The sequence below is a fragment of the Sinorhizobium sp. CCBAU 05631 genome (assembly GCF_002288505.1).
In the GTDB taxonomy this organism is placed as follows: Bacteria; Pseudomonadota; Alphaproteobacteria; order Rhizobiales; family Rhizobiaceae; genus Sinorhizobium; species Sinorhizobium fredii_C.
The window spans coordinates 2,574,878-2,590,642 of sequence record NZ_CP023063.1; the positions used below are offsets into that span (position 1 = coordinate 2,574,878).

The 15,765-nt window shown below is 64.4% G+C and carries 16 protein-coding genes and 1 pseudogene; 4 read left to right on the top strand and 13 right to left on the bottom strand.

From position 1 onward, the window contains the following. The first annotated feature begins 17 nt into the window (after positions 1 to 17). The 4 genes from paaG (at position 18) to SS05631_RS12665 (ending at position 3,367) form a co-directional block, all read left to right on the top strand. On the top strand, positions 18 to 809 hold the full coding sequence (paaG, locus tag SS05631_RS12650) for a 2-(1,2-epoxy-1,2-dihydrophenyl)acetyl-CoA isomerase PaaG (protein WP_037414451.1): 792 nt from the start codon (positions 18 to 20) through the stop codon (positions 807 to 809). Then, the gene (gene paaI / locus SS05631_RS12655) at positions 806 to 1,270 is read left to right on the top strand and encodes a hydroxyphenylacetyl-CoA thioesterase PaaI (RefSeq protein ID WP_172900178.1); all 465 of its coding nucleotides are present in this window, start codon (positions 806 to 808) and stop codon (positions 1,268 to 1,270) included. The genes paaG and paaI overlap by 4 nt, the downstream gene beginning before the upstream one ends. 91 nt (positions 1,271 to 1,361) lie before the next feature. Then, positions 1,362 to 2,672 (top strand): phenylacetate--CoA ligase PaaK, encoded by a 1,311-nt coding sequence (gene paaK, locus SS05631_RS12660; protein ID WP_037414447.1) that lies wholly within the window; start codon positions 1,362 to 1,364, stop codon positions 2,670 to 2,672. Positions 2,673 to 2,770: 98 nt separating this feature from the next. Next, complete coding sequence (locus SS05631_RS12665; protein WP_037414445.1) at positions 2,771 to 3,367, top strand: TetR/AcrR family transcriptional regulator; 597 nt, start codon at positions 2,771 to 2,773, stop codon at positions 3,365 to 3,367. Between the two features lie 69 nt (positions 3,368 to 3,436). Here the strand turns inward: SS05631_RS12665 and paaZ are convergent, their stop codons facing one another. The 13 genes and pseudogenes from paaZ to benC all read right to left on the bottom strand — a co-directional run bounded on the left by paaZ (position 3,437) and on the right by benC (position 15,739). Continuing rightward, entirely contained in the window at positions 3,437 to 5,494 is a 2,058-nt protein-coding gene (gene paaZ, locus SS05631_RS12670) for a phenylacetic acid degradation bifunctional protein PaaZ (RefSeq protein ID WP_037414443.1), read from the bottom strand. Positions 5,495 to 5,509: 15 nt separating this feature from the next. Beyond that, a complete protein-coding gene (locus SS05631_RS12675; protein ID WP_037414442.1) occupies positions 5,510 to 6,268 on the bottom strand; it encodes a Phenylacetic acid catabolic protein in 759 nt (252 codons plus the stop codon). 20 nt (positions 6,269 to 6,288) lie between these two features. Further along, positions 6,289 to 7,365, bottom strand: a complete 1,077-nt coding sequence (paaE, locus tag SS05631_RS12680) for a 1,2-phenylacetyl-CoA epoxidase subunit PaaE (protein WP_037414440.1) — start codon at positions 7,363 to 7,365, stop codon at positions 6,289 to 6,291. 26 nt (positions 7,366 to 7,391) lie between these two features. Continuing rightward, complete coding sequence (paaD, locus tag SS05631_RS12685; RefSeq protein WP_037414438.1) at positions 7,392 to 7,916, bottom strand: 1,2-phenylacetyl-CoA epoxidase subunit PaaD; 525 nt, start codon at positions 7,914 to 7,916, stop codon at positions 7,392 to 7,394. Between the two features lie 9 nt (positions 7,917 to 7,925). After that, positions 7,926 to 8,711 (bottom strand): 1,2-phenylacetyl-CoA epoxidase subunit PaaC, encoded by a 786-nt coding sequence (gene paaC, locus SS05631_RS12690; protein WP_037414436.1) that lies wholly within the window; start codon positions 8,709 to 8,711, stop codon positions 7,926 to 7,928. Continuing rightward, positions 8,711 to 8,995 (bottom strand): 1,2-phenylacetyl-CoA epoxidase subunit PaaB, encoded by a 285-nt coding sequence (gene paaB / locus SS05631_RS12695; protein ID WP_026614670.1) that lies wholly within the window; start codon positions 8,993 to 8,995, stop codon positions 8,711 to 8,713. The genes paaC and paaB overlap by 1 nt, the downstream gene beginning before the upstream one ends. A gap of 18 nt (positions 8,996 to 9,013) precedes the next feature. Next, positions 9,014 to 10,015, bottom strand: a complete 1,002-nt coding sequence (gene paaA, locus SS05631_RS12700; protein ID WP_037414433.1) for a 1,2-phenylacetyl-CoA epoxidase subunit PaaA — start codon at positions 10,013 to 10,015, stop codon at positions 9,014 to 9,016. Between the two features lie 834 nt (positions 10,016 to 10,849). Continuing rightward, positions 10,850 to 11,256, bottom strand: a pseudogene (locus tag SS05631_RS12710) (type II toxin-antitoxin system VapC family toxin). After that, positions 11,253 to 11,504 carry a plasmid stabilization protein gene (locus SS05631_RS12715; RefSeq protein ID WP_037414431.1) on the bottom strand — a complete coding sequence of 84 codons (252 nt, stop codon included), beginning with the start codon at positions 11,502 to 11,504 and terminating at the stop codon, positions 11,253 to 11,255. Before SS05631_RS12715 ends, SS05631_RS12710 begins: the two are co-directional and overlap by 4 nt. 83 nt (positions 11,505 to 11,587) lie before the next feature. Further along, positions 11,588 to 12,436, bottom strand: a complete 849-nt coding sequence (gene pcaD, locus SS05631_RS12720; RefSeq protein WP_348628836.1) for a 3-oxoadipate enol-lactonase — start codon at positions 12,434 to 12,436, stop codon at positions 11,588 to 11,590. Positions 12,437 to 12,557: 121 nt separating this feature from the next. After that, positions 12,558 to 13,892, bottom strand: coding sequence for an MFS transporter (locus SS05631_RS12725; protein WP_083853869.1), 1,335 nt, complete (start codon positions 13,890 to 13,892; stop codon positions 12,558 to 12,560). 39 nt (positions 13,893 to 13,931) lie between these two features. After that, positions 13,932 to 14,720 (bottom strand): benzoate diol dehydrogenase BenD, encoded by a 789-nt coding sequence (benD, locus tag SS05631_RS12730; RefSeq protein WP_037414428.1) that lies wholly within the window; start codon positions 14,718 to 14,720, stop codon positions 13,932 to 13,934. Further along, positions 14,717 to 15,739, bottom strand: a complete 1,023-nt coding sequence (gene benC / locus SS05631_RS12735) for a benzoate 1,2-dioxygenase electron transfer component BenC (protein WP_037414427.1) — start codon at positions 15,737 to 15,739, stop codon at positions 14,717 to 14,719. The genes benD and benC overlap by 4 nt, the downstream gene beginning before the upstream one ends. Positions 15,740 to 15,765: the final 26 nt, after the last annotated feature.

Here is a 15,765-nt window from a genome sequence, read left to right on the forward strand (position 1 = left end):
GGCGGCAGGGAGGAATCATGGCCGAATCCGACACCGTCCTGTCGGCGCTTGACGCCGGCGTGCTGCGCCTGACGCTCAATCGCCCCGACAAGCTGAACGCCTTCAACGAGGAAATGCATCTGGCGCTGCGCGCTGGTTTCGGGCGCGCTCACTCGGATGACACGGTGCGGGCCGTGCTGCTGACGGGCGCCGGGCGCGGCTTCTCCGCCGGCCAGGATCTCGGCGATCGTGACCCGCGCAAGGGCGGTACGCCCGACCTCGGCCACACGATCGAGACCTTTTACAATCCGCTCCTCAGGCTGATCCGCAGCCTCGAAAAGCCCATCGTCTGCGCCGTCAACGGCGTCGCCGCCGGCGCCGGCGCCAACATCGCCTTCGCCTGCGACATCACCCTTGCGGCCCGCTCGGCCCGCTTTATCCAGGCCTTTGCGAAGATCGGCCTGGTGCCCGACTCCGGCGGCACCTGGAGCCTGCCGCGGCTGATCGGCGAGGCCCGCGCCAAGGCGCTGGCGCTGACGGCAGAGCCGCTCGATGCGGAGACGGCAGCGAACTGGGGGCTTATCTGGCGCGCCGTCGACGACGCAGCGCTGATGGACGAGGCCTCCGCGCTTGCCGCCCGTCTCGCCGCCGGCCCGACCAAGGGGCTTGGCATGACTAAGCGGGCGATCCAGGCTGCCGCCGTCAATTCCTTCGACGAGCAGCTCGAGCTCGAACGCGACCTGCAGCGCGAAGCGGGCCGCAGCGGCGACTATGCCGAGGGCGTGACAGCCTTCCTGGAAAAGCGCAAGCCGGAGTTCAAGGGGCGATGATGGACGCGGCAAGAATGAACGCCGAGGAGCTCGCCAGCGCCTGCGCCCGTGTCATGTGGGACGACGACCAGGCGTCGCAGCGGCTCGGCATGGCGCTCGATCGCGTTACGCCGGGTACGGCAACAATCTCGATGACGATTACGTCGGAGATGACCAACGGTCACGGCACCTGCCACGGCGGCTACATCTTCACCCTCGCCGATTCCGCCTTTGCCTTTGCCTGCAACAGCTACAACCAGCGCGCCGTCGCCCAGCACTGCTCGGTCACCTATATCGCGCCGGCCTTCGAGGGCGACCGGCTGACGGCGGCGGCCAGCGAGATTTCGCGGCGCGGCCGCGGCGGCATCTACGACATCCGCATCACCAACCAGCGCGGCGAACACATCGCCGAGTTCCGCGGCCATTCGCGCACCGTCAAGGGCACGCACCTGCCGCAAGCAGACGGCGCACCGGAGGCGTGAGCGCCGCCATACTTTGAAAGCTGCATGATTCCGCGGGCCAATGGCAACGCGGGGGCATCATGCGGGAGGACAATTCCCGGAGGAGAGATTCATGGAAGACCTTTCACCCCGCCCCGGCGATCTCGAGCCGATCGAAACCGCGTCGCGCGACGAGATCGCCGCGCTTCAATTGGAGCGGATGAAATGGTCGCTCGCCCATGCCTATGAGAACTCGCCCTTCTACCGCGCGCGCTTCGACGCGGCCGGCGTCCATCCGTCCGATCTGAAGACGCTCGCCGATCTCGCAAAATTCCCCTTCACCACCAAGCAGGACCTTCGCGAAAGCTATCCCTTCGGCATGTTCGCCGTTCCGCGCGAGAAGCTCTGCCGCATCCACGCTTCTTCGGGAACGACCGGCAAGCCGACTGTCGTCGGCTATACGCTGAAGGACATCGATAGCTGGGCGAACGTCGTGGCGCGCTCGATCCGCGCCTCCGGCGGCAGGCCCGGCGACATCGTCCATGTCGCCTATGGCTACGGCCTCTTCACCGGAGGGCTTGGCGCCCATTACGGCGCGGAAAGGCTCGGTTGCACCGTCGTGCCGATCTCCGGCGGCATGACCGAGCGGCAGGTGACGCTGATGGCGGACTTTAAGCCGCGCATCATCATGGTCACCCCCTCCTACATGCTCTCCATCCTCGACGAGTTCCGCCGTCAAGGGCGGGACCCGCGCGAGAGTTCGCTCGCCGTCGGCATCTTCGGCGCGGAGCCATGGACGAATGCCATGCGCGAGGAGATCGAGCATGCCTTCGACATGCATGCCGTCGACATTTACGGCCTTTCGGAGGTCATGGGGCCCGGCGTTGCCAACGAATGCGTGGAGACCAAGGACGGACTGCATATCTGGGAAGACCATTTCTATCCCGAGATCATCGATCCGGTGACCGACGAGGTGCTGCCGGACGGCGAGATGGGCGAACTCGTCTTCACGACGCTGACCAAGGAAGGCCTGCCGATGATCCGATACCGCACCCGCGATCTGACGCGGCTGCTGCCCGGCACGGCGCGTTCGATGCGCCGCATCGAGAAGATCACCGGCCGCTCGGACGACATGATGATCCTGCGCGGCGTCAATGTCTTCCCGACCCAGATCGAGGAGCAGATCCTGAAATGCCGCGGCCTGGCGCCGCACTTCCAGATCGAGCTGACGCGCACGGGCCGGATGGACAACATGACCGTCCACGTCGAATGCACGATCGAGGCGGCGGACGAAACCGCGCGAGCCGGATCGGCGCGCGAACTCGCCCACCACATCAAGAGCGTCGTCGGTGTCAGCACCAGGATCGAGGTACATGATCCGGGCGGCGTCGCCCGCTCGGAAGGAAAGGCAAAAAGGGTCGTCGACAACCGCCCGAAGGAATGACAGGAGCGACGGCACGCGTAGACCATAGAGACGGGAGGACTTTACGGTTCTCCCTTATTCGTGGGATTGAGCAGGTAGAGAGTGAGAGCAGGATCAACATGGCACGAACACGCGCAGTCGATTTCGAGGAGAAGCAGCGCGGCATTCTGACGAGCGCCGCCGCAGTGTTCGCCGAAATGGGGATGGAAAAGGCCTCGATGGCGCAGATCGCTGCTCACAGCAACGTCTCGAAAGCACTGCTTTATCACTATTATCCGAGCAAGGACGCGCTGATCTTCGATATCGTTCGCACGCACCTTGCCGAGCTCGACGCGGCCATAGAAGCTGCCGACCGGCCGGATCTCGCTCCGGGGGAACGGTTGCGGCTGCTCGTGCGCCAGGTGCTCGAAAACTATCGCGACGCCGACGACCAGCACAAGGTGCAGCTGAACGGCACGAGCGCGCTCTCGCCCGAGCAGATGGCCGAGATTCGCGCCATCGAGCGACGCATCGTCAAGCGCTTCTCGAGCGTGCTCAACGACATCAATCCGGATCTCAATAATGATCGTCCACTGCTGATGCCGGTGACGATGTCGCTGTTCGGCATGATGAACTGGGTCTATATGTGGTTCCGCCCCGACGGCCCGATCAGCCGGGACGAATATGCCGAGATCGCCACGACCCTGATCCTGGAGGGCGTCAAGGCGGTGCGCTGACTTTTCGCGCCCTCGTGCGTGGACCGCATCCCCTCTGATAAGACGCGCGGCGCTGTAGGCGCGACGTCGCTATCCTCTCGTCTTCGCCACCATCGTCAGTACATCGTACTGCGCCACGGTCGCGCCCGTCTGGTTGGTGACGCGGCAGTCCCAGCGGACCTCGCCATGCTCGGCATTGATCCGGGGATTGATCTCCTTGCAGGTGAGCGCGACCTGCAGCGTGTCGCCGGGATAGACCGGCGTCAGGAGGCGCAAATTGTCGACGCCGTAATTCGCGAGCACCGGCCCGGGGGCCGGATCGACGAAGAGCCCGGCGGCGAAGGAGACGATCAGGTAGCCATGCGCGACGCGTCCGTCGAAGAACGGATTCGCCCGCGCCGCCTCCTCGTCCATGTGGGCGTAGAAGGTGTCGCCGGTGAAATTGGCGAAATGCTCGATGTCCTCGAGCGTCACCGTGCGGGTCGCCGTCACCAGCTGGTCGCCGATCCGGAGCTCGGCAAGCGACTTGCGGAACGGATGTTCGCCGTCGGCGCGCACCGGGGCACCCTCGATCCATCGGCCGGTGACCGCCGAGAGCAGCCCCGGTGCTCCCTGGACGGCCGTGCGCTGCATGTAGTGCTTGACGCCCCGGATGCCGCCGAGCTCCTCGCCGCCGCCGGCCCTTCCCGGGCCGCCATGGACGAGGCCCGGCAGCGGCGAACCGTGCCCGGTCGAGGTCTTGGCGCTCAAGCGGTTGCCGATCATCACCCGGCCATTGAATGACGCGATGCCGAGCACCAGCTCCTCTGCAACACGAGGATCATTGGTGAAGACGGAGGTGACGAGGCTGCCCTTGCCGCGCTTCACAAGATCCACAGCTTCTTCCGCGGTATCGTAAGGCATGACGGTGCTGACCGGACCAAAAGCCTCGACATCGTGCACGGCCCGCGCGGCGCCGGGGTTGCCGCAATAAAGCAGGACCGGATTGAGAAAGGCGCCCGCTTCCGCGTCGCCGGAAGCCACCTGGGGGTTCGTGGGATCGCCGGCGACGATCTCCGCATCGGCGGCAAGATCGCGGATGCGCACCCTGACCTCCTCGCGCTGCCCGAGGCTTGCGAGCGGCCCCATCCGCACGCTCTCGGCAGCGGGGTTGCCGAGCGGAACCTTGGCAAGTCGTTCGCCCAGTGCCGCGATAAGCGCATCGCAATGGGCACGCGGTGCGATGACGCGGCGAATGGCGGTGCATTTCTGCCCGGCCTTGGCGGTCATCTCGCGAGCGACCTCCTTGACGAAGAGATCGAATTCCTCCGTCCCGGGGCCTGCGTCGAGACCGAGAACGGCCGCGTTGAGACTATCGGCCTCCATGGTGAAGCGCACGGAATTCTCGATGATCGCGGGATGCGTCTTCAGCTTGCGCCCGGTCGCGGCCGAGCCAGTGAAGGTGACTACGTCCTGTCCGTCGAGGTGATCGAGAAGATCGCCGACCGAACCGCAGACGAGCTGCACGGCTCCTTCCGGAAGCAATCCGGTCTCCACCATTCGCCGCACCACGAGCTCCGTGAGATAGGCTGTCTGGCTTGCCGGCTTCACGATCGCAGGCATGCCTGCAAGCAGCGTCGGCGCCAGCTTCTCGAGCATCCCCCAACAGGGAAAGTTGAAGGCGTTGATGTGGATCGCCACGCCTTCGAGCGGCGTCAGGATGTGCCGGGCCGAAAACGTGCCGTCTCGCGACAGCGTCTCGACCTCACCATCGACCAGCACCCGGGTGTTCGGCAATTCCCGTTTGCCCTTGGAGGCATAGGAGAACAGCGTGCCGATGCCGCCCTCGATGTCGATCCAGCTGTCTGTCCTGGTGGCGCCGGTGGGGGTCGAGAGCGCGTAGAACTCCTCCTTTCGATCCATCAACGCCTCAGCGAGCGCCTTCAGCATCGCCGCCCGTTCATGGAACGACATGCGACGGAGCGCCGGACCGGCCTTTTCGCGCCCATAGGCGAGTGCGGCGGCAAAGTCGATGCCGGTGGAATCGATCATCGCCACCGGCGCGCCGGTCGCGGCGTCGAGCAGCGCCGCGCCGTCGCTGGCACCCCTCATCCAGGCGCCGCCGACATAGCTTTCAAGCCGACGGGCACGATCTGCCAGTATGTTCATCGAATATTCCTTCCGTCAGTTCAGGTTCAGCGCGGCAAGCTCGGCGTCGGTGGCCTTCTGCCACGCGGCGAGCAGCGCCTCATTGGGCGTGTGGCGCAACCCGAGTCGGGCGAGCATGTCGTAGCGGGTCGAGCCGGAAAGGCCGAAGCTCGCGGCAACCCGCGGACGCCAATAGGCGACCGCTTCCCGGGCAGCACGGCGCCCCTCCTCCGTCTCGGCAATTCGTTTCAGCCCGTCGATGCCGAGTTCGGCGTGGCGGGTTTCGCGCGGCAAAATCGCCCGGAGGACTTCGGCAAGCGGCTGGTAGGAGACGCGCGCCAGTTCGCCGAGCTGAATGACGACCGCCTTGCCCATCAGCACGTTCATGACGACCGCATCGATCCAGCCTTCGAGCGGGTAGTGTAGGACCGAAAGGCGCATGTCGCCGCCGCGGCGCTCCGCACCGATATCGGCATTGCGGGGAAGCCGCGCCGACCACGGGTGATGGACCGCATAACGCACCGTATCGGCACCAAAATCGCCCATTATCTCGAGCACCCGCCCCGCATGGTCCGCCTTTTCCAACACGATCCGGGCGGCCGCGATGCGCTCCTTGATCCCCGGAGCATCGTTGATGACATCGGCGAAGCCGGCAGAACCGGCGAGTTCGCTGTCGACGAAGCTCGCCATCAGCCGGAGAAGTTCGCCGCGATAGCGCGGCGGCACGTTGTCCGGCGAGGTGAGCAGGCCGCCTTGGGCGAGATAGTCCTCGATCGGCATCGTCTCATCGGACATGGAACTCCTCCCTCGAAGCGTCACTGGTCGTAGCTGACGACGATGCGGTCGCTCAGCGGAAAGCACTGGCAGGTCAGCACATATCCCTGCTCCACCTCGTAGTCCTCCAGCGCATGGTTGGTCTCCATCTCCACCTCGCCCTCGATCACTTTGGCGCGGCAGGTAGAACAGACGCCCGCCTTGCAGGCGTATGGCGCATCCAGCCTGTTTTCGAGTGCGGCTTCGAGGAGGCTCTGCCCCTGTTTCGGAAAGCTGAAGTTGCGGGTCGTACCATCGAGGGTGACGGTCGCCTCGCAACTCGATTGCCTGTCGGCACCGGCAGCACTTGCGACCTTGCGCCGTGCACGGCCGGGCTGCGAGGACGCGAACAGCTCGAACTTGATCTGCTCGTCGCGAAGTCCGTGCGCGCGCAGCGCCGCGGCGATCGCCAGCATCATCGGTTCCGGGCCGCAGATGAAGACGGTGTCGACCGATTTCAGATCGATCCAGCTGCGGAACAGCGCCTCGCATTTCTCCGCGTCGACCCGTCCGGTAAAAAGGTCGATATCCTGGGCTTCGCTTTCGAGGACATGCAATGCCGCAAACCGCCCGAGATAGAGGTTCTTGAGGTCTTCGAGCTCCTCGCGAAACATGATCGAGCTGACGTGTCGGTTGGCATAGACCAGCGTGAACTGGGACCGCGGCTCGCGCGCAAGCGTCGTCTTGATGATCGAGAGGAGCGGCGTGATGCCGCTGCCGCCGGCAAAGCCGAGATAGTGTTTTGCCGCATCCGGCTCAATCGGCGTGAAGAAGCCCCCCATCGGCGGCATCGCCTCCAGCATCTCGCCGCGCTTGAGCTCCTCGTTCGCCCAGGTGGAGAAGCAGCCGCCGTCGACGCGCTTGATGCCGACCCTCAGCACACCTTCGTCCTTTCCGGCGCAGATCGAATAGGAGCGGCGCAGCTCCTCGCCGTCGAACATCCGGCGAAACGTCAGGTACTGGCCTTGCGTGAAATCGAAGGCGGCGCGGTCTTCTTCCCGCGGCATGAGCGTCACGACCACGGCATCGCGCGTTTCGCGCCGGACTTCGGTGACTTGCAGGGGGTGGAAACGTGCCATTTAAGCGGGCCTCACTCTGGATCGCGTCAGATGCACTTGAAATAATCGAACGGTTCTAGGCAGTCGGAGCAGCGATAGCTCGCCTTGCACGGAGTCGACCCGAACTGGCTGACCTTTTCGGTCCGTGAGGATCCGCAGCGGGGACAGCCGACCGTCAGACTCGGGCGACCGGAGAGACGGTCGATCCGCTTGAGCAGCGTTCCGTCCGCGGCCGTACCGTCGACCGGCGGCGCGATCCCATAGGTCTTGAGCTTGTCGCGGCCCTCGGCGCTGATCCAGTCGGTGGTCCAGGCCGGCGAGAGCCGGCGTTCGAGCCTGACGCGTTTAAGCCCCTTTTCATGGAGCGCCCGTTCGATATCCAGGTTGATCACCGTCGTGGCGGGACAGCCCGAATAGGTCGGCGTCACCGTCACCACCACCGTGCCGCCGTCCCAGGCGACATCACGAACGATGCCGAGATCCGTAACCGAAATGACCGGAATCTCCGGGTCGGGCACTTGCGCCAGCCAGTCCCAGACATCCTTGATCGACGGAAGCGTCGCGGTTGCCATCAAAGCCTCCTACCAGGTGGCGCCCGGATAGGCGCGCTGCAGGAACTGCAGCTCGGCGAGCACGTAGCCGAGATGCTCCGTATGAATGCCGCGCTTGCCGCCCCTGTGCATATAGCCGTCGGCGGGCTTCTTCAGCGTCGCCTCTGAGAGCGCTTCCGCAACCAGCGCATCCCATTCCGCCTTGAGGCTTGCGGGCTCGGGCGCCACACCGGCGGCGACAAGGGCCGCGTCGGAGGCTTCGTTCATGAAAATCTCGCCGGTATAGGGCCAGAGATCATCAAGCGCTTCCTGCATGCGGGCATGGCTTTCCGCCGTTCCGTCACCGAGCCGGATGACGAGGTCGCGGCTGCGCTGGAGATGGTAGGCCACCTCCTTGGACGCCTTCTCGGCGATCGCGGCAACGCGCGCATCGGAAGAGCCTAACAGCGCCCTCAGACAGAGGTAGTGCCACGCGTCGAAAAGGAACTGGCGCATCAGCGTCTTGCCGAAATCGCCGTTCGGACGTTCTGTAAGCAACAGATTACGGAAATCGCGCGCGTCCCGGAGATAGGCGAGATCGTCGGCGCTGCGGCCCTCGCCTTCGACCTCGCTCGCGAGACCCAGCCACAACTGCGTCTGGCCGATAAAGTCGAGCGCCGTGTTGGCGAGCGCGATGTCTTCCTCGAGCGCCGGGCCGTGGCCGCACCATTCCGAAAGGCGATGGCCGAGGACAAGGGTGCTGTCGCCCATGCGCAGCAGGAACTCGAAAAGTGCGGCGCGGTCGACGGCCGTGTCCGTCACGGTTGCTCTACCCATCACATGTGCCCCACTTCGTCGGGAATGTCGAAGAAGGTCGGATGGCGGTAGACCTTCGAATTCGAAGGCTCGAAAAGCGGCCCCTTTTCAGAGGGCGCGCTGGCGACGATGTCGCTCGAACGCACCACCCAGATGCTGACGCCCTCATTGCGGCGCGTGTAGACGTCGCGGGCGTTGTTGATTGCCATTTCCGCGTCCGGCGCATGCAGGCTGCCCACGTGTCGGTGGTTCAGCCCGTGTTGGCCGCGGATGAAAACCTCCCAAAGGGGCCATTCGCTGGACATGCTGCTCTCTCCCTATCTCTACTCGGCAGCGATCGACTTGGCGCGTCGAGCCGCGACCTTCTCCGCATGCGCCGTCAGGCCGTCGCGGAACCAGGTGCCATCCTCCCAGGCCTTCCTGCGCGCCCCGAGGCGTTCAGCATTGCAGGGGCCGTTGCCGGCGATCACCTCGAAGAACTCGCTCCAGTCCGGCTCGCCGAAATCGTAGCCGCCCTTTTCGTCGTTCCACTTGAGGTCCGGATCTGGAACGGTGAGTCCTAGATACTCGGCCTGGGGCACCGTCTGATCGACGAACTTTTGACGGAGCTCATCATTCGAGTTCTGCTTGATCTTCCAGGCCATCGACTGGGCCGAGTGGACGGAGGCATCGTCGGAGGGGCCGAACATCATCAGCGACGGCCACCACCAGCGGTCCAGCGCATCCTGAACCATCGCTTTTTGGGCCCGCGTGCCCTTCACCATCTTCGCCAGAATGTCGAAGCCTTGGCGCTGATGGAAGCTTTCCTCCTTACAGATCCTCACCATGGCGCGCGCATAGGGCCCGTAGGAACAGCGCTGCAGCGGCACCTGGTTCATGATCGCCGCGCCGTCGACCAGCCAGCCGATGGCACCGATGTCCGCCCAGGAGAGCGTCGGATAGTTGAAGATCGAGGAATATTTTGCCTTGCCGCTGTGCAACTGGTCATACATCTGATCGCGGCTGATCCCGAGCGTCTCGGCGGCGCAGTAGAGATAGAGGCCGTGGCCGGCCTCATCCTGGACCTTGGCAAGCAGTATCGCCTTGCGCTCCAGCGTCGGCGCACGGGTGATCCAGTTGCCTTCCGGCAACTGACCGACGATTTCGGAATGGGCGTGCTGGCTGATCTGGCGGATGAGCGTCTTACGGTAGCCTTCCGGCATCCATTCCTTCGGCTCGATCTTTTGGCCCGCATCGATGCGCTGCTGGAAGGCGCGCTCTTGCGCATCCATCTCGCCGAGACCCTTGACGCGGGCAGCGTCGGTTTTCACCATTTGCGCATACATGGTCCTACTCCTCCGTCAGAGAATGATGGCAAAGGCCTGGCCGACGCCGATGCACATCCTGCACAGCGCACGCGCGACCGCCCTGGCGGTGAAGCTGATGGGTGGCGGTCGTCACCAGCCGTGCGCCGCTTATGCTGAGCGGACGAACCCGCACTTTGTGCCGCGGCCCCGCGCGCTTCGTTGCGTTCGGCGACTGCATCCTGATCGGCGCAGCTGACGCCGAAGTCCTCGCCCATATTGTCGGCCGTCTCCGGCAGGGAATCAACACAGAAGGCCGCCAGGAGCTTCGGGCCCGCGAAGCGTCGGCTGGTGCTGGGGTCCATAAAGGACGCAGGCTGAAAGCCTCAGGCATGTGACTCCTCCCACTGGATCGGTAATTTTCATTAACCGACCGATCGGTCAGATATATAGCGCAAGTTATGTCACGCCGCAACGGCGATTATGGATTTTTTTGTGACATGTCGGGGGAGCTGGCGGTGGGAGGTGGCGGCCGGTGCGGGGCCATGTCTTCGAGGGGCGCAGGCGGTACTGGAGCGCGACTTGGCTCGCCGGAATGGCGGCGAGCCGTCGGGCGAGCCCCCTGCGCTGACCGTAAAGGCAGCCTTCGGCGCGGATTTCGGCCACAGCTTGTACGGTCGCCACGTAGGAGCGCGGTCGCCGGGAGCGGCGCCGAGTGGCGGAAGATCGCTGCGTGGTCGTTGCCCGGTCTAAAGAGGTGCGCTGCCAATGGCAGCTTAAGGCCCCGAGCCGACCAGTCCATGTCTCGCTTGCGCCGATTCGACCAAAGAGGAAGGCAAGAGCCTGCGGTTCAGTGTCTTTGGACTATGCATTATTTCAAGGATTTACAACGGTTAGCCCTGCCGCTTCAAAGGGGCCGATGTCGCGTGTCGCTATGATGAACCCGTTAGAGGAGGCAATGGCGGCAATATATCCGTCGGGGGTCGGAAACCCCTTGCCGGCCGTTCTGGCTTTCACAGCCAAGGCGGCGTAGTGCCGAGCAGCGCCGGTGTCGAACGGCAATATGCGATCGCCGAACAGGCCGAGCATGCCATCAAGCGTTTCGGTCAGTGCTGCTTTCGCCGACCGTCCGGCAACGCAGCGATGCCGAACAGCATTTCGGCCAGCATTACATTCGACAAATACAGGGTTTCGGCGACCTGCGCGTTCAGCCAGGAACGGACGGCCGGGTTGGGCTCTGGTTTCATCGCCTCGGAAACGACATTCGTATCCAAGACGATCATTCGAACCTTATTGGCTCTGCTGCCTCGTCACGACGCTGGTCGAGTACCGCGAAATCATCATTGGTCAGCCCCTGCCGCCGGCTGAGATCAGCGAGGACGTCTCCCATGCGGACGCGCTGCTCCGGCTTCACGACACTTTCCAGAATGTCGCGGACTTCCGCCTCCGTGCTGCGGCCGTGTAGCGCAGCCCGCACGCGCAGGGCGCGATGCACTTCATCGGGCACATTCCGAATTGTCAGAATGACCATCGTCGAAACCTCGCGCTCGCCTTTATTGACCGCAATATGATGATCGTGCAGTTACACCGCAAGCCGTTCGCCTTGCCGCCGAGTCACCAATCGCTGTCGAGAAACTCGATAAGCGCAGCATTGAATGCCGAAGCCGACTCGACATTGACCATATGGCGGCCCGGCAATGAGACGTGGCGACCCCAGTGCACACCAACGGCGATGCCCTCCAAATCGGCCGGCGGACACACCGGATCGTCTTCGCCGGAGACGGCAAGCACGGGGTTTGCGATCCGGCCGACTTCCTCCCGCAGATCCGCCCCGGCCAGAGCTGCGCAACAGCCGATATAGCCGTCGACCTTGGTCGCGGCGAACGTGTCACGCATCTCGCGGACGGTGCCGCCTTCAGCGGTTCTGAACTCCGGCGTGAACCAGCGCTCGGCGGTGGCGGCGGCGAGCTCCCCAATGCCGTTTTCCCGCACGGCGGCAATGCGCGCGACCCAGCTTTCCGCGGTGCCGATCTTGGCGGACGTCGCGCACACAACAAGCTTGTCCAGCCGTTCTCCGGCATGAATGGCCAGCCACTGTCCGGTCAGACCGCCGATGGAGAGGCCGCAGAAATGCGCCCGCTCTATCTCAAGCGCATCGAGCAGCGCGATGACGTCGTGACCAAGATCGGACAGCGCATAGGGCGGCGGCGGTGCCGAAGACAGGCCATGACCGCGGCGATCGTAACGCAGCAGGCGATATTGGTGCGAGAGCGCGGCCACCTGCGCAGCCCACATGTGCAGGTCGGTACCGACCGAATTGCAGAACATGAGCCAAGGCTTGCCGGAAGCGGCCGTATCGCCGTCGATACGGTAATGAAGGCGGTGACTTTCGAGATCTAGATAGGGCACGGCTCGAGGGCTTCGGTTTTTTTGAAGAGGCTTACGGGCGATTCGGACGAACACTCATCCTATGACGTAGTGTCGACCGTGCTCGCCGCGAGAAAGGCGCCGACGGCCGGGTTACGATCGGCCGTCGGCAGAAGCGTGATGAGCGGCTCGGGCCACCGCTCATCGTACCACCGCCCTACGCGGCAGCGAGTTGGACGGTGCCGGCGCGGCGGGCGTTGCTGACCGCGAAGACCAGCATGGCGAGCGCCGAGACCGCCGCGGGGATGGCGAAAATCAGGAAGTTCTGCTGGAGCGGAAGTTGCTGCGCGAGGAGCACGCCGCCGAGCGTCGGGCCGACGATGGCGCCGATGCGGCCCACGCCCGAGGCCCAACCCAACCCGGTCGACCGGACGGAGAGATTGTAGAGCTGCGCGACGCTGGCATAGAGCAGGATCTGCGTGCCGATCGTCGTAGCGCCGGCAATAAAGACCATCAGGAACAGCAGTCCCGCCGGCAGGTTGAAGCCGATCAGCGCGATCGAGGCAGTCGCTGCAACGAAGAAGGCGACCACCACTTTCGGCAAACCGAAGCGGTCGCCGAGCCAGCCGCCGGCGATCGCGCCCGCCATGCCGCCGAAGTTGAGCGAGAAGAGGCTGAGCAGGCTCGCCTTTTCGGCATAGCCGGCTTCCTGGAGAACTTTCGGCAGCCAGGACGAGAGCAGATAGACGAGCAACAGGCAGCAGAAAAAGGCGACCCACAGCATCAGCGTGCGCAGCGTCCGCTGGTGCCGGAACAGTTCGGCGACCGACGCAGACGCGCCCTTGGCTTCGGAGAAGACCAGCCTGTCTTCACTGACGAGGCGCGCGGACGGGACGATCTTCGCATAGATTTGTCTAGCCTTTTCCTGCTCGCCCTGGCGAATGAGGAAGCCGAGCGATTCCGGCAGCTTCCACAGGATGACCGGCAGCAGCACCAGCGGCAGCGCGGCGACGAAGAACATCGGCTTCCAGCCGAATTGCGGGATGAGACCGATGCCGAGGCCCGCCGCGACCATGCCGCCGACCGAATAGCCGGAGAACATCAGCGCCACCATGGTGCCGCGCAGGCGCTTCGGCGCATATTCGTTCATCAGCGCCACGGCATTCGGCATCAGCCCGCCGCAGCCGAGCCCGGCGAAGAAGCGGAAGACCTTGAACTGTTCCGGCGAACCTGCAAAGCCGGTGAGAAGGGTCGAGACGGTGAACAGCAGAAAGCTGATCGCGATGCCCTTCTTCCGGCCGATCCTGTCGGCCAGCGGCCCGAAGAACAGGGCGCCGAACATCATGCCGAACAGCGCCCAGGCCTGCAGCGCGCCGGCCTGGGGTTTGCTCAGACCCCATTCGGCGATCAGCGTCGGCAGGACGGTGCCGGCGACGAAGACGTCGTAGCCGTCGACGATCAGCAGCACGGCGCAGAGCCCCACCACCAGCCACTGGAATCCCCCGAACGGATTGTTGTCTATTGCTTCATTCACATCGATAGTGCGCATCATCGCTCCTCCCCGAGTTGCTACGCAGTCAGTCTTGAAATGTCAGCCGGTATCGCCCCCGGCCACGGGCAGCACGCTGCCGGTGATGTAGGACGCCTCGTCCGAGGCCAGGAACAGGATCGGCGCCACCTGTTCCTCGATGGTCCCGTAGCGCTTCACGAAGCTGGATTGCTTCACCTGGTGAACGACCTCGGCCATCCAGCCCTTCTCCGCCTCCGTGTCGCCGCCGGCATTGCGCGGGACGCGCCGCGGCGGCGCTTCCGTGCCGCCCGGGGCGGTAGCGACCACGCGGATGTTGCGCTCCGCCAACTCCATCGCCAGCGACTGGGTGATTGCATTCACCCCGCCCTTGGCAGCCGAATAGGGCACCCGATGGATGCCGCGCGTCGCATTCGACGACACATTGACGATGGTGCCGCCGCCGCGCGCGACGAGATGCGGCAGCACGGCGTGGCAGCAGTAGAGCGTCGGCATCAGCGAGCGGCGGATCTCGGCATCGATCTGCTGCGGCTCGAATTCACCGTAGGGGCGCATGCGGATCGCCCCGCCGACATTGTTGATGAGGATGTCGATGCCGCCGAAGCGTTCTTCGGCGAAGCGCATCGCGGCAGCCGCACCTTCATAGGTTTCTAGGTCGGTCCTGAAAGCCGCGGCTTCAGCGTCGCGGGCCTCGGTCGCCACATCGGCGACGAAATTGGCACGATCGACGAAGACGACCCGTCCGCCCTCCTCCGCGGCGCGGATCGCCACGGCGCGGCCGATGCCCTGCGCCGCGCCGGTCACCACCAGCACCTTGCCGGCAAAACGATCCGCGAAGCGCACCCTGCTCACGCAGCCTCCTTCACGACCGCATTGGGCGTGAACTTCTCATAGTGAAAACTGTTCGGCTTAACGCCGCTGTCGTCGAAATGCCTGCGAACAGCATCGACCATCGGCGGCGGGCCGCAGAGATAGACGTCGACGTCGCCGCCGTGCAGCACCTCGGTGGGCATATGCTGTGTCACCCAGCCCTTGCGCGGGTGGCCGGAAGAATCCTCGGCCACCACCGTCGCGAAGCTGAAGTTGGGCAGGCGCGCCGCATAGGCTTCGATTTCGTCGACGAGAACCAAATCGAGATCGCGCGTCACGCCATAGATTAGGTGGATCTTCTGCCCAGAACTCTCGCGGGCGAGCACTTCCAGCATCGACAGGAACGGCGCGAGCCCCGTGCCGCCGGCCAGGAACAAGAGTGGCCTCTGGACGTGGCGGAGATAAAAGCTCCCCAGCGGTCCTGTCAGCTCCAGCTTCGCGCCGACTTCGGCGCGCTCCAGCCAGCTGCTCATCAGGCCGCCGGGTATCTTCTTGATGAGGAAGCCGATGCGGCCTTCGCAGGGCGCTGTGCTGAACGAATAGGAGCGGCTCTGACCGCTGCCCGGCACCTCGATATTGACATACTGGCCAGGCAGGAAGGCAGGCGCGGCCTCCGCCTCAAGCTCCAGCACGGTCGCCGCGTCGTTGTGCAGGCTGACGCGCGCCACTGTGGCCGAGAATCTCTGCTGCCCGGTCTTGCAGGCCACGGATGTCGTCGGCACCGCGATCACGCAATCCGAAGCCGGCTTCATCTGGCAGGTCAGCACAAGCCCGCTTTCGGCCTCCTCCGCCGTCAGCGCATCGTCGATGAAATCGTTGCCTAGGTCGTAGCTGCCGCTCTCGGCGCGACACTTGCAGGTGCCGCACACGCCGTCGGAACAGTCCATTGGCAGGTTGATCTTGTTGCGGAAGGCCGCATCGAGAACCTTCTCGCCGTCCTTGCACTCGATGAAGCGGGTCACCCCGTCCTCGAAGTTCAACGCAATTCTGTAGCAGGCCATAGAACCCTCCTCATCAATTCCTGTGC